Annotated in this window: 15 protein-coding genes; 7 read left to right on the top strand and 8 right to left on the bottom strand. The window is 47.0% G+C overall.

What is annotated here, in order from left to right; genetic code table 11:
• Window positions 1-2: 2 nt before the first annotated feature.
• From WH43_RS09910 to WH43_RS09900, 3 genes are all read right to left on the bottom strand, one after another.
• Entirely contained in the window at window positions 3-1,217 is a 1,215-nt protein-coding gene (locus WH43_RS09910; RefSeq protein WP_053424452.1) for a hypothetical protein, read from the bottom strand.
• Window positions 1,177-1,590, bottom strand: coding sequence for a substrate-binding domain-containing protein (locus tag WH43_RS09905; RefSeq protein ID WP_147905228.1), 414 nt, complete (start codon window positions 1,588-1,590; stop codon window positions 1,177-1,179). The genes WH43_RS09910 and WH43_RS09905 overlap by 41 nt, the downstream gene beginning before the upstream one ends.
• 545 nt (window positions 1,591-2,135) lie before the next feature.
• On the bottom strand, window positions 2,136-2,888 hold the full coding sequence (locus tag WH43_RS09900; RefSeq protein ID WP_286049647.1) for a type 1 glutamine amidotransferase domain-containing protein: 753 nt from the start codon (window positions 2,886-2,888) through the stop codon (window positions 2,136-2,138).
• Between the two features lie 106 nt (window positions 2,889-2,994).
• Between WH43_RS09900 and WH43_RS09895 the strand changes: the two genes are divergently transcribed.
• Both WH43_RS09895 and WH43_RS09890 read left to right on the top strand, forming a co-directional pair.
• Window positions 2,995-3,906 (top strand): LysR family transcriptional regulator, encoded by a 912-nt coding sequence (locus WH43_RS09895; RefSeq protein WP_053424450.1) that lies wholly within the window; start codon window positions 2,995-2,997, stop codon window positions 3,904-3,906.
• Between the two features lie 150 nt (window positions 3,907-4,056).
• Complete coding sequence (locus WH43_RS09890; RefSeq protein ID WP_053424449.1) at window positions 4,057-4,578, top strand: lipocalin family protein; 522 nt, start codon at window positions 4,057-4,059, stop codon at window positions 4,576-4,578.
• Between the two features lie 68 nt (window positions 4,579-4,646).
• Here the strand turns inward: WH43_RS09890 and WH43_RS20640 are convergent, their stop codons facing one another.
• From WH43_RS20640 to WH43_RS09865, 5 genes are all read right to left on the bottom strand, one after another.
• Complete coding sequence (locus WH43_RS20640) at window positions 4,647-5,138, bottom strand: OmpA family protein (RefSeq protein ID WP_053424448.1); 492 nt, start codon at window positions 5,136-5,138, stop codon at window positions 4,647-4,649.
• Between the two features lie 17 nt (window positions 5,139-5,155).
• On the bottom strand, window positions 5,156-5,710 hold the full coding sequence (locus WH43_RS20635; RefSeq protein ID WP_286049646.1) for an outer membrane beta-barrel protein: 555 nt from the start codon (window positions 5,708-5,710) through the stop codon (window positions 5,156-5,158).
• A 286-nt stretch (window positions 5,711-5,996) separates the two neighbouring features.
• Window positions 5,997-6,278 (bottom strand): GNAT family N-acetyltransferase, encoded by a 282-nt coding sequence (locus WH43_RS09875; protein ID WP_053424446.1) that lies wholly within the window; start codon window positions 6,276-6,278, stop codon window positions 5,997-5,999.
• 102 nt (window positions 6,279-6,380) lie between these two features.
• Complete coding sequence (locus WH43_RS09870; protein WP_053424445.1) at window positions 6,381-6,632, bottom strand: GlsB/YeaQ/YmgE family stress response membrane protein; 252 nt, start codon at window positions 6,630-6,632, stop codon at window positions 6,381-6,383.
• A 19-nt stretch (window positions 6,633-6,651) separates the two neighbouring features.
• Complete coding sequence (locus tag WH43_RS09865) at window positions 6,652-6,867, bottom strand: DUF3185 family protein (RefSeq protein WP_053424444.1); 216 nt, start codon at window positions 6,865-6,867, stop codon at window positions 6,652-6,654.
• Between the two features lie 249 nt (window positions 6,868-7,116).
• Between WH43_RS09865 and WH43_RS09860 the strand changes: the two genes are divergently transcribed.
• The 5 genes from WH43_RS09860 to WH43_RS09840 all read left to right on the top strand — a co-directional run bounded on the left by WH43_RS09860 (window position 7,117) and on the right by WH43_RS09840 (window position 14,063).
• Window positions 7,117-8,172 carry an alpha/beta hydrolase family protein gene (locus WH43_RS09860; protein WP_053424443.1) on the top strand — a complete coding sequence of 352 codons (1,056 nt, stop codon included), beginning with the start codon at window positions 7,117-7,119 and terminating at the stop codon, window positions 8,170-8,172.
• Between the two features lie 35 nt (window positions 8,173-8,207).
• Entirely contained in the window at window positions 8,208-9,095 is an 888-nt protein-coding gene (locus WH43_RS09855; RefSeq protein WP_053424442.1) for an acetoacetate decarboxylase family protein, read from the top strand.
• Entirely contained in the window at window positions 9,096-10,682 is a 1,587-nt protein-coding gene (locus WH43_RS09850) for a patatin-like phospholipase family protein (protein ID WP_053424441.1), read from the top strand. It abuts the gene before it with no gap.
• Window positions 10,683-10,735: 53 nt separating this feature from the next.
• The gene (locus WH43_RS09845) at window positions 10,736-12,460 is read left to right on the top strand and encodes a GMC family oxidoreductase N-terminal domain-containing protein (protein ID WP_053424440.1); all 1,725 of its coding nucleotides are present in this window, start codon (window positions 10,736-10,738) and stop codon (window positions 12,458-12,460) included.
• Between the two features lie 103 nt (window positions 12,461-12,563).
• On the top strand, window positions 12,564-14,063 hold the full coding sequence (locus WH43_RS09840) for a metallophosphoesterase (RefSeq protein WP_053424702.1): 1,500 nt from the start codon (window positions 12,564-12,566) through the stop codon (window positions 14,061-14,063).
• Window position 14,064: the final 1 nt, after the last annotated feature.

Here is a 14,064-nt window from a genome sequence, read left to right as displayed (position 1 = left end):
GGTCAAAACCAGTACATCAGTTGCATAGCCCACATTTGCCAGTATTCAGATTTATTATGTTGCAGATCAGGCATCACAGGATAAGCCAGACGCGCCGTACCTTTCACCCAGTGATGCTCCATAGTTAAGCGCAAATTATCTTTAAAATCATAGGTGATGCCCAGGGTGAGGTCATCCTGATAACCAAAATAGGCAGGGACCAAACCGCCTGTACTCTCTGAGAACTTGCGGCCGCTGCGATCATCTTTATCCAAATCAAATAAATCGACACTCAATAAAGCCCAGGTCTTGGGCAGCAGATTGTAACGGCCCTGCAGATACCAGCCCTGACTAAAGCTGTTTCGTTGAAAGCCTGGAGCGTAAAAATTACTGATATCCAGCCTTTCCTGTACCCATTCGCTACTTAACTCCCAAAATTCAGCTGCATAGCGCCCATTGAACATCACCCTTTGCACCGTCATGGCGCCATCGCTGTAATAATCCTGCTCAGCTTTTTCATAAGTAAAATCGGAATCGAGCAACGAGATGCCAAGCTGCCAGGCCGATTGGTCCGGACGCCAGAACAAACTGGCCTGATGCACATACTCTTGCTCAGCATCGCCCTGTGCCAGCTGGCTCAGCAGAATTTGGCTTTGCTCTTTGCTTAAATTGGTTGATCCCCAACTCCAGTTCAGTTCCACTTCACCAAGGCTGGTATTGCGGGTCAGTTTAAAGGCTAAACCGTCACTACCCACTGCAATGTCACGGAAGGAATCAAAATAAACAGATTGCGGCAGCACAATCGCATTGCGGGTAAAAGGCACATCACGAGTAGCGGAGTAAAGCCAGTGCTGATTTTTAAAACGACCAACAAACATGTCCAGCCGCCAGTCAAAATCACTGTGCAAGGTCCAATCTAAAAACAGGTAATCCAGCCTGGTCCCTTTGGTATAACGACGACCGCCATCCAGATACACCACTTGTCCTGCCAGTCGTAAATTATCCGTTAGAGCCCAGGACATATTGACGCCGAGATCGGTCAACTCAGCGGAGATACTGTCATCCAGATTGACAAAGTTCGTTTCAGGAGCCTGGATCAGGCCCTGTGAAATAAAACCATGCCATCGCACTTTCTCTGCTGTAAGTCCTTCTGCCTGCGCCTGTACTACAGAGCCCAGCAGCAGTAACAGATACAGCTTACTGCGTAACACGAATGACTTTAAGCTTGGATAGTTCATCTGAATTCTCGATATAACCGATTGCACCTTCGGTATTAGCTACCATTTCACGCATCTGCTGCTCAGAGGTCAATACAACTGGTGCAGCCCCTAAACCTGAATAAGTTATTTTTTGCCAAATTCTGTCCAATTGATAAGGAAACATCTGTAGTTTTTCTTTGGCAAAGGTCTGATGTATTGGGTTTTTCGCAGGCAACACGAAAACCCGGACCGCGGTACCGTCGGGCCAGTTTTGTTGTCGCATGGAATAGATACCGCGCAGCTGAGTAACAGTCAGCTGATCCATGGGCACGGCGGGATGGGTCACTACTTCTGTCGCTGAGGCATATCCTGTCCAAAGCACAACACAAGCAGTAACAAACTTGATCTTCACGTCTTTGTTGATCCTCAAGTCTAAAGAATGCTAAACGGCCAACACTTTATGAAAAGCCCTACAACAGGCGCAGGTTGTCCGCGCTCAGTATAGTAGCAGTGCTTGACATTGTATTGTAACCTTGCAAAAAAAGTAGTGTTTTCAGTGGAATGAGAACTCAGAGGACCATTATTGCCCCTATTTTCAGCACAACAATCCATAGTCTGGGCTGGCCTCCCTGTTCCTCAACAGCAATGCATAGAATTGTGCTGCCCAGTAGCGCTCAAGCCTGAGTTTTACCACTTGCCTGTCCATGGCTAAGCAGTTCAGGGCCTGGTTAATCCGCGCTGCGATTCAGCTTTTCCCCGCTCTTCAGCATTCGTAGCATCTGGACAGTAACATATAAAAAAGGGCCCTCGCAGGGGCCCGGAAATCACCAGGAACAGTGATGCATGCAACAAGTTTAAGCCTGTGTAGCATGCAGAACTGAGTTTGCAGCAGTGTGACAACAATACGAAGTTTTGATGAAAACCCAGAGTCCCCTGCTGCAGTAAGCAGTCTGAGGTTTACTCACTCTTTAGCAAACGAACCAAAGCCTGCCCCACAGCAGCGGCAGATTGTGGATTCTGGCCTGTGACTAGTCTCTGGTCTACCACCACTTTCGATTGCCAATTGGCTGCCGCGCTGAAGTGAGCGCCACGTAGTGTTAGTTGATCCTGCAAGGAAAATGGTACGACCTGAGCCAGTTTCACTTGCTCTTCCTCAGTGTTACTAAAGCCTGTGACTTGTTTGCCTGCAATCAGATAACTGCCGTCCGCCAGTTTGATGTTCAGTAAAGCGGCCGGGCCATGACAGACTGCAGCCACTATGCCGTTGTTCTGATACAAATCTGCGGCAAATCGCTGTAAGGCTTTATCTTGTGGAAAATCCCACATAGTGCCGTGCCCACCGGCAAATAACACAGCTTTATAATCTGACGCCTTTAAATCTGCCAGCTTCAGCGTCTGCTGCAGCTTGGTCTTGTGTTGGCTATTGGCCATAAACCACTGATTGGTTGCATCGGCTTCCGCCAGACTACGTTCATCTACTGGCGCTTTACCACCGGCGATACTGGCAATATCCACCTCAATACCAGCATCTGCCAACTCTTTGTAAGGATGTGTCACTTCACCTAACCAGTAACCGGTTCTCTCATTGCTGGTGCCCATTTGACTGTGGCTGGTGACCACTATCAGTACTTTTTCTGCCGCCATAGTGAAGCTGCTAAATGCCAGAGCAGCTGCCAGTCCCAGTTGTATCATGCGCGTCGATAATCTCATGTGCTCACCTCGTAACTATAAATTGGCTTTCGATTTGATGGTGCTCAGTGTGCCGCAGAGCTAAACTACAAAGAAGTGAATTGATTTAATAATAGCGATTCAAATAATGAATATTAAAAATAAAGATCTGAATTTATTGCTGCTGTTCAAAGTACTGTACGAGGAGCTGAATGTCAGTGCAGCAGCAAACCGGTTGAATCTGAGTCAGCCAGCTCTGAGCCATAAACTGAATAAACTCCGTCACGAATTTGCCGATCCGCTGTTTGTCCGTGCTGCCAGAGGTTTAACGCCAACACCTAAAGCCATTAGTCTCTCTGCAGATATTCTGCAACTGGTGTCCTCTCTGGAAGGTTTTTACCAGCATCAGAGTGAAACCAACTTTTTGGCGCAGGCTGACCAACTGGTGATTTACAGCACCGACTATATAGAAAGTTTATTGCTACCTGATTTACTCGCCGTGCTGACAGAACAGGCACCACAGGTTCAGTTAGTCATGCGCCATACCCAGGGCATATTGCCAAAACAACAGTTAGAACGTGGCGACTGTGATCTGGCTATAGCAGGCTTTTATCGCGATTTGCCGGAGAGTTTTTATCAGCAAAAACTACAGACTGAAGAGTTTGTGGTTTTGTTGCGCCGCCAACATCCTCTGGCACAACAGCCGCTTAGCCTGAGTAACTATTGTCAGGCGCGTCATATAGTCACGACCTTGACGGGAGATCTGGATGGTTTAGTTGATCAGGAGTTGGCTAAATCAGGTTTACAACGTCAGGTCTGCGCTGGTCTTTCTGGTTTTTTATCACCCGCTCATGTAGTCGCCAGCAATGATCTGTTACTTACTTGTTTAACATCAGTCGCAAACATTGCGCAAAAGGCAAACCCAGACTTATTGCTCAAGACCTGTCCTGTCGCATTACCTGCGGTCCAAATCAGTCAGGTTTGGCATTCCAGAACACAAGACGATCCGTTAAGACGCTGGTTGCGTAAGCAGATCCACCAACTGTTAACCAGAGAGTAATAATCGCCCAACGGCTTCTCACTAAAACAGTTAGTGTGTTTAATGCACCATCTGCGCCAGGGTCTATATACTGAAAAAAGAACACAAAAAATGAATAGGTCAATGCTATAAATCCAGGCTTGGCGCGTATACAAATAAAAAGGAGTTCTTATGCGTTATTTTTTTCTCCTGATAGCAATTCTGCTCAGTAGCTCATGCACACAAATACCTGTCGGGGTTACACCTGTCAGTCCGTTTAACCTCAATAACTATCTGGGGGAGTGGCATGAAATTGCCAGGCTGGATCATAGCTTTGAGCGTGGACTGACAGAAGTCACAGCTAATTACAGCATGCGTGAAGATGGCGGAGTCAAAGTGATCAACCGTGGTTACAACGCAAAAGACGACCAGTGGCAAGAGGCCGAAGGCAAGGCCTATTTTGTGGCAGATAGCAACACAGGTCGGCTGAAAGTGTCTTTTTTTGGCCCTTTTTATGGCGCCTACAACATCGCCAAACTCGAAGCGGATTATAGTATGGCCTTAGTGATTGGACCTTCTCTGGAGTACGCCTGGTTACTGTCTCGCAACCCGACTCCGTCTGCTGAATTATGCCAGCGCTATTTCAGCAGTGCGGAAGATTTAGGCATCCAACCCAGTCAATGGATTAAGATCCGCAGCTGCACAAGCAGTTAAAGAGTCTTTGCGATTTAACAAAAAAAAGCAGCCGGTTTGAGGCTGCTTCTTGTTTCAGAGTGTTGGTTTTATTCAACAATAATTTCGAACAAACCACGCATATTAGCTTTAGCCGCATCAGAACGTAATACCGAAGGATTCGCCTCATATTCAGCAGGGTTGGTTTGCCCAAAACCTATAGTTTTAAATCGATCTGCAGCCACACCTTCGAGGATCAAAAAGGTTTTGATCGACTCGGCACGGCGTTCACTTAAGGCTTGATTGTATTCGGCTGTGCCACTGGCTGAGGTATAACCTGCAATACGAACACGGGCTTGTGGATTGGCTTTCAGTGTCTGAACATGCTGACGTAAAATTACTTTGGTGTTTTCATTTAACTCTGAAGTATCAAAATTAAAATGTACATCTTCCAGCACCAACACTTCAGGATCTGCAACCACAACTGTTTGTTCCACTGCCGCAACTTCTGCACGACGCACAGGTTCAGGAGCAGGAGTTGCTGCATAAGCTGATGGTGTTTCACCAAAACGAAGTACCAGACCTAAAGAGTACAAATTCACATCACCACTGTGAGCGATTAAGTCTCTAAACGATAACGCTCTGCTTCCAGTCGTACTGTGAAAATAGGAGAAATGTCGTATTGCAGACCCAGGCCGTATTTATGTTTAGTGTAGTTACCGTCTTCGTTGTAACCCGTCACATCAACAAAACCATTGCTACTATAGGTATTTGATGTGTCGTTGCGGGTGACCCCCACACGGGCAAAAGCAGAGAAAGCTTCGGTAAAAGGCATAATACCGACTAAATCAAGATTCCAGCCGAACAGTTTGGTTTTGCCACGAAAGTCGGTTAATGGCAGAGTATTCGCCAGTATCGGAAAGCCACCAAGGTTGAAGTAACCACCTTCAACCGCCAGATAAGGGCTGAATTGATAACCAGCAAAGATTTTGTAACCTTCGCTGCGGCGATCTTCAAGCACCGAAACGACATCAAAACCCTGGTTTTCTAAGTCGTTGCGTATAGTATCCTGCTTTATTCTGGCAACAGATTTACCTACGTTCATACCAACAGACCAACCATTTTCCTCAAAATTGGTGTAGTCCATCGCCTGGGCAGCAGGCACCATCAACATAGATAAAACGCTTAAAAACAGGGGGTTAAATCGAAAAGATGGGGAGCTTAATAATGTGGCAGTTGCTGGTTTCAGCGCAGTACATTGCTGTCCGATAACCTGCTCATTCCTTGTAGCCTTAGAGTTGTTCATAGTTTTTCTTTTCCTGTAATTAATGCTGAGCTGTAAATTACTGTCAGCAATACAGGTTTTCTCATAACGACGAATAGCTGTCTGTGTGTTAGCGTACCAATAGCTTTATAGCGCATAGAAAGTGTATTTTTCAGTCTAAAGCAGACTAATTTACTTATAACTGCAGATACATAAACACAGAATTCGGGTTCTCTTTATATTGAGCGAAAAGCCCACAGAGTTCAAAACCAAAACAACGGTATAAAGCCCGGGTTGGTGCAAAATAATCCATAGCGCCGGTTTCCAGATACAACAGCTGATATCCCTGGCTTTTTAAAGCAGCCAAATCCAGCACATGTTTACTCTTCGGACGTGACACTGCATTCATTTCATTTAAATGCTCTTGCAACAAAGCTGCAATGTCAGGGCCTGTCAGGTAATCAAGTTGAATACGCATAAGAAACCAAAGGTAAGAGTTTGTATTTGTTTAGGAATACATCGAAGTTAACTCAGAAGAACTAGTGAATAGCAGTAATGTAAAAAAACAACGAGCCTGAAATCAGGCTCGTCGGATCAAACCCGCGATAAAGAGTAAAACCACGGCACCCGCTGTGGCAGTGATGATAGAACCCAACATACCACTGGTACTGATACCCAGCATGCCAAATAAAGCTCCCCCTATCACAGCACCGACAATACCGACGATGATATTCCCTAAAAGACCAAAGCCGCTGCCTTTCATAATCAGCCCCCCGAGCCAGCCTGCTATGGCACCTATCACAAGAGTTATTAATAATCCACTTAAGCTCATGACCACTCCCTTTTAAGGTTTAACGTTTTAACGTCAGGAAAAGACCAGCGACAACACTGATGGCGCCACCTATATAAAACTGCATCACTTTGTCGGTTTCTGCACCCGTCACTACTTCAGTCAGTTCGGATTGAATGGAGTCTGATAATTGAAAGCCCCAATACGCCAGGCCAACACCCAGTACAAGCAGAACTAAACCAACCAGTTTTAATAACGAATTTGTTCCATTAGCCATAATTTATCTCTCTGTGTCGCATCAAAAAATTAGAAGCAAGGTACTGAAAGAGCGCCTTATCTGACTACAGTATTAGCTATTTCTGCATGAACCTCACCTGAAGACTGTAATTAAAAACAAAACAGCAGCATTTAATACCTTTTAATTGGCAAAATAATTTCATACAAAACATACCCTTATCAGAAACATATGCTAGGCTTTTTATCGACATTAAAAAAGGGACATTCCAACCACAAAAGGAACAGAGTTATGTCGTCACATACAGCCCCAGCTTACACCGAACGTACAGTCCCCTTTGTCACAGACGATGGTGTAGAGCTGAATTTGATTCATATCCGTGGCGACAAAACACCAGACAAAGGCCCTGTAATTTTGGTGCATGGTGCAGGCGTCCGAGCCAATATCTATAGGGCTCCGGTAGAAACCAGCATAGTCGATGTACTGATTCGTGAAGGTTACGATGTCTGGTTAGAAAACTGGCGTGGCAGCATTGTTTTCGCTCCAAATTTATGGACTTTGGATCAGGTTGCTTTATACGACCACCCTAAAGCTGTACAAACTATTTTGGCTGAAACTGGTGAGAGCCGTTTAAAAGCTATTATTCATTGCCAGGGCTCCACCAGCTTCATGATGTCGGCTATCGCAGGCTTAGTGCCTGAAGTCACTACTATTATCAGTAATGCTGTGTCCTTGCACCCTGTAGTACCAGATTGGTCCAAATTTAAGCTGCAATATATGGTGCCGCTGGTGCGGCAAATGACTCAGTACCTGAATCCACACTGGGGCGTAGAAGCGCCCGGAGTTGTCGCCAAACTGATTAGCCTGTTGGTGAATTTAACTCACCACGAATGCAATAACGCCGTCCGTAAACAAGTCAGCTTCACTTATGGCAGTGGTTTTCCTGCGCTGTGGCGCCATGAAAATCTCAATGAACAGACCCACGAATGGCTCAAGGAAGAATTTGGCGCCGTACCTTTGCGGTTTTTTCAGCAAATCACCCGCTGTGTACAGCGCGGACATTTAGTGTCCTTTGAAGATTTCCCAGTATTACCCAAAGACTACACAGCACAACAGCCCAGAACAGAGGCTCGTTTTGCCTTTTTCAGTGGCGAAAAAAACCTGTGTTTTTTACCACAAAGCCAAATCCAGAGTTTCAACTATTTTGATGCGTTAAGGCCAGATTACCACAGCCTGCATCTGCTGCCTGAATACGGCCATCTTGATGTTTTTATGGGAAAAAATGCAGCGGTGGATACCTTTCCACTGATTATTGCAGAGCTGAATAAAACTAAAGCGCTCAACTGAGCCCGGCAAAAACGAAACTAACGAGGGACTGTTTTATGTTTGGTTTACCAAAACGGATAAAAAATTACAGCAACAGATTTTCACTGGTCGATGGTATTCCATTTAAGTTGCCCGTGGCAGCGGTCAATTCACCAGCGCTGATGGCGGTTTTTCCTATAGATGCAGAAAAAGCCAAAGACTTTTTACCCGCAGGTATTCATCCGCTGCGGCTCTGGAACTCAGCTTTACTGATAGTCACTGTCATTGATTATCGCGAAACTCCTATCGGTAAATATGTGGAGTACAGCATCGCCATAGGCTGCACTCATGGCGAAAAACCTGCCCCCAGGCTCCTGCCCGCCATTTTTATGAACTGGTTTAAAACCGGCCAGTATGTGGTGGATTTACCTGTGTCCTCAGAAGTGTCGGTCAAAGGTGGCAAAGGGATTTGGGGTATGCCGAAACATCAGGGCAGCCTGAACTTTTTAATCAAAGAGGACAAAGTCAGCAGCCAGTATGACCTCGACGGCAAACTGGTGACTTATGTCGAAATAGACAAGCCTGCCAGCGCCTGGATCCCTGTTAAAACCAAAGCGTCAAACTACTGTTCTTTTCGCGGCATGTTGATGAAATCTGATATTTTCCTCAACGCCAAAGCAGGGTTGAATCTATTCAGTAAAGCCAAAGCCCGTTTTGTCATTGGCGATCACCCTCGCCTGCAGGCATTAAAAGAATTAAATATCGGCAAAGCCATAGCCACCATATTTTTACCCTCTATTGGCGGTGTGCTGGACGATCATATCGAAAGCTGGTTCCTCGATTTTGAGCAGTTGCCCAAAGTCGTGCCTGAAGGTTTTGAATCGGTGATCAACCTGACCTTAAGTGAAGCCTGGTTACCACCGCCCACAGCCCCTATTCCACCGGATTCCGGGGGTAATTCGTAAATGTCGGTGCAGCCAACTATTCAAGCCCATATCCCACAAGGTGCTGCTGTCGACGCAACAACAGAGCAAAGTGGCATCCAAAGAGCGCTGATTTTACCCGGTGGCGGTTTACGTTTGTCTTATGCTGCTGGTGTGATGGATGAGCTGTTTAAACACGGTCTCACCTTCTCCCATATGGATGGCACCTCAGGTGGTTCGCTGAATCTGGCGATGCTGTTATCGGGTTTAACCAGCTCTGAAATCTGCGAGCGCTGGCGCAGTTTAAAAATGCGTAGCACCTTTTCCTTTATGCCTCTTAGCAATTACCTCTGGCCCCCTTGTTTTGTTGCGGCCAGTTCCAGTAAAGCCTTTCGGACTAAAGTCTACCCGCAGCTAGGTATCAATTTTGACAAAATCCGCGCTGCCACTGGTCTTACAGCCAGTTTTAATATGTGCAATTTCGCCAGTAAAACCAACCAGGTCACTCAACATACCGAGCTGACGGAAGATCATTTGATTGCCGGTATGTCGCTGCCAGCCACTATGCCGCCGGTAGACATCAACGGTAGCTTGTATCTGGATTCTGGTTTTATTCAGGATACCAATCTGCTGGATACCGTCAAAGCAGGCGCCAATGAGCTCTGGCTGGTCTGGGTGATGGGCAATATCCCAGAGTATCGCAGCGGCCCGCTGAATGCTTATGTGCAAATGCTGGAAATGAGTGCCAACGGCGCCTTGATTAAAGAACTTCGCCTGATTGAGGAGTTGAATCAGCGTATTGAAAATGGTGAGCAACCTTATGGCCATCAGAAGCCAATCACCTTACATCTGATTAAACCTGCTCATCCCCTGCCACTGGATTCAGCTTTATACACAGGCGCTATCAGTCATGCCGAATTAATTGAATGCGGCCGAAAAGATACCATTCGTTACTTTGACACTATGACCCCTGCGGGAGTCCCCTTACAGCCAGAGAGCCTAAAAATGACAGCAGAAATAACCGGTCTTCAATTTAAAGAGACGATGAAAGGTGGCTTTTCCCTGGATGCTACAGACCCGACTGATGGCCTGCATAAAGGTCAGCAGGCAGGCACAGTCCTTGCAATGCACGCCACTGTTGGCATCGCAGAGATGGCCGGCTTTATTGTTGATCCAGAGCATACAGGCACACTTATTGGCACTATAGATTTTCCGCCTTTAGGTATGGGAATAGAAGCTCATAGCGGTGTCTTTAATCTGTTTAAACCCACAGAGGATCCAAAGCTCACACTGATGGTGTACGAGCTGGCCTTTCAGCATCAGGGACAGTCCTATTACCTGGCTGGCCGTAAAGAAGTGCGGCAAGGTTCCATTTTTAAACTCTGGCCTGAGACCACCACACTTTATACCCAGCTGCATCAGGGCTCTGATAAGTCAGGCCCTGTGATAGGAGCTGGCACCTTAAGCCTTGGTGCTGTGGATTTACTGAAACTGCTGTCCACAGTCACAGTCACCAAAGCCGATGGTTTTAGCTCCAAGGTGAAAACCATCAATGCCTTTACTGGCTTTTTTGCCCGTCAGTTATGGGCAACTTATGTCAGCCATACAGTTAAAAACGAACAGCAGTAACAACATAAAACGAAAAAGGCCAGAAGCAGAGCTGGCTTAAAGGACGCAACAAGATGGATATTCAATATGACTATGAAGCCATAGTAATTGGCAGTGGTTTTGGTGGTTCCATTAACACTTGCCGCCTGTCAAAAAAATGGCCAGGCAAAGTGTTATTACTGGAACGAGGTAAAAGATACCCTATGGGCTCTTTTGCCCGCTCACCGCACGATATGGCGCGCAACTTCTGGAACCTGCCGCAAGAAAAACGTGATATGCCAGAAAAACTGCAAGGTGAAGAAAGCCACGGCTTATTTGATATCCGTAATTTTGATCATATGGATGCGGTGATAAGCGCAGGCTTAGGTGGTGGCTCGTTAATTTACGCCAATGTGTTTTTACAACCACCGGATGAAGTGTTTGACCATAACTGGCCTGCGAATGCAAAAAAAGACGTGCTGCAACCCTATTATGCTGTTGCCAAACAAGTACTGGGCGCACGGCCCATTCCACAAAATGATGATCCGAGACGCAAAATTATCCGCACCGGTTTATTTCAAAACTTCGCCAAAGCCGATGGCCATGAATCTCAGCTGTTGGATATCAATGTATTTTTTGGCAACGACTTTGACAAGCCAACGCCTATAGGGGTGCAGGAAAAAAATCGCTATGGCGCTGTGCAAACGTCTTGTGTCTATTGCGCTGAATGTGATGTTGGCTGCAATACCCATTCAAAAAACACGCTGGATCTTAATTACCTCTATGTAGCAGAGCACAAATATCAAGCCCATATTCAGACTCAGGTACTGGCGCAAAAAATAGTGCCTATAGACGCATCAGGCCAGGATAATCCAGCCATGAACGGCGAATTTGGTTATCGGGTCTACTGGCAGGATTTAAAAGATGCGCACAAAGAATGCAGTGCCCTGACCCGTCGTGTAGTGGTTTCAGCTGGTACTTTAGGCACCAATGAGCTGTTGATGCGTTGTCGCGACCTGCATAAAACTTTACCTAATATCAGCCAGCAATTAGGCCGGCACTTTTCAGGCAACGGCGACTTTTTATCTTTTGTGATTGATGGCGACAAACCGGCAGACCCTAACTATGGCCCGGTGATCACTCAGGGCACAGACTACAACCTGTTTAAAAACTTCGACCGTGATAAAGCTTTTATTCTGGAAGATGCCAGCTATCCGAACTTTGCCGCCTGGTACACCGAAGGCGTCAAACCCGGCGCCTCCAAGCTACAGGCTTTGGTTCGCACCATCAGATTGGCTTTTACCCGCTTTGTGCATGGAATCAGCACAGGCCATTTAGGTTATGCCGTAAGTTCATTACTGAAAAACGACTTGTCCTACACCACCAGCGTCTTGCTTTGTATGGGGCTGGATAAAGGCGACGGTGTGATGTCGCTAAATAAAGACGGCTACCTGCATCTGAAATGGCCTTACAAAAACAGTATGTCCCTGTACAACGCCATTCTCTCCACAGGCGAGCGATTCAAAACCTGGTGCGGAGGCAAAGCTTTTATTCCTATGCCAAATTGGCTCTGGCCTATGCGGCGTAATGTCACAGTGCATTCGCTGGGCGGTTGCCGTTTAGCCGACAGCCCGGAACAAGGGGTGACCAGTGCAGAACTGGCAACTTTTGGTCAGGTCTTTGGTTACACAGGCTTATATGTCGCAGACGGTTCCTTGTTGCCTACAGCTGTGGGCGCCAACCCTATAGCGACCATCAGCGCTGTATCTGAACGGGTGGCCGAGGGTATTACCGGTATAGCCCCCAGCGCTGATCTGTAATAAGGCTTAGCAGATGAGCGAATGGCTGTGGTCTTTCATTCGCAAATTTTTCCAAAGACAGAGCGCTACTGCTGCTCTGTCAGTCTCTACGAGGTTAACCGCAATGAGCAATTTTCCTGCTTATGATGAAGTACATGTCATTTCCGATATTCATATGGGCGGCGCTGAGCCCAGTTTTCAGGTGCTGCGTGAAACCAAACGACTGGCTGGTTATATTCAGTGGGTCGGTACACAAAACCCTGCAGGTCAGGTCGCTTTGGTGCTCAATGGCGACGTGTTTGACACTCTGGCTGAAAAATCCTCTGACTACATTATGGTCGACAGAGCCGTTGAAGTGGTCAGTAGTATTATGGCCAATCCATCCTTCTCTGGCATTTGGGCGGCACTGGCGGCTTTTGTCGCGCTGGAACGCCGCACCCTGGTGTTTATTATCGGCAATCACGATGTGGAAATCTCCTTTCCTGTAGTACAGCGCCTGATCCAGCAGCGTCTGGCAAGCGATAATCCGCAAAAACGCGCCCGTATCGAGTTTTCCACTATAGGGGCTGGTTTTAGCTGCACTGTGGGTGGCGCTAGGGTTTACTGCACCCATGGTAATGAAGTCGACCCCTGGAATTTCAACAGATACGAAGACTTAGCCAAAGTGGGCCGACGCCTCAATGCGGGCCGCACTTTAACCCAGCAGGAATGGACTCCTAATGCCGGTACCCGCATGGTGAAAGAGGTGATGAATCAGGTGAAAGAGAAATACAAATGGATTGACCTGCTCAAACCTGAAACTCAGGCCGCTGTCGGCACCTTGGTGGTGCTGGATCCGTCGCAGGCGAAGAAAATCGGCGATTTATTGTCGATCGTAGGACGAAAAACAGTAGACGGCGCACAAGTCAATCAACGCTTATCGATGGATGGCTTTCAGACGCATGCAGAACAAAATGCAACCCCACCTCCACTGACACAAGTGCTTGGCAGCAACCTGACACAAGGTATGAGAACCTACGCCAGTGCTGACAGTCAGGCGGTGGATGCCATGCTACTGCAAGCCGAACAAAACCTTGGTACGCCAAATGCGCAACTCCATGAACAGGATGGACAACTGGGCACTGGCCAGCTGATTTTTGACCGTTTAACCGGCTGGATCCGCAACATTCCCAAAGATGAAGCCTTACGCCGCGCGATGAAAGACTGGTTGTCAGGCGATAAGACCTTTGATATCAATGACAAAGATGACACTTACAAAGAGGTCACAGCTGCAGTTGGTAATGGCATCGACTTTATTATTACAGGCCACACCCATCTGGAGCGCGCCATCGATATGGGGTCAGGTCGTTATTACTTTAACTGCGGCACCTGGATCCGCCTGCTGAGTTTTACGCCGGAGATGCTTAAAGATCAGGCCTCTTTTCAGCCCGTCTATAAAATCTTAATCGACGGCAAAATGGAAAGCATCGACAATGCCAGTTTTGGTGGCCAGCCTTTTGTGATGAATCAAACCAGCGCCGTTTCTATTAAAAAAACTGCCACAGGCGCCATCGGCAGCCTGACTCATGTGCTGGGTGATGGCACAGGCGAGCCGCAAATTATCAAGCAATTTGAGAGGTCTTAAC

Source organism: Rheinheimera sp. KL1, from assembly GCF_001275035.1.
Lineage (GTDB): Bacteria > Pseudomonadota > Gammaproteobacteria > Enterobacterales > Alteromonadaceae > Pararheinheimera > Pararheinheimera tangshanensis.
This window is presented reverse-complemented; position numbering and strand designations above follow the sequence as displayed.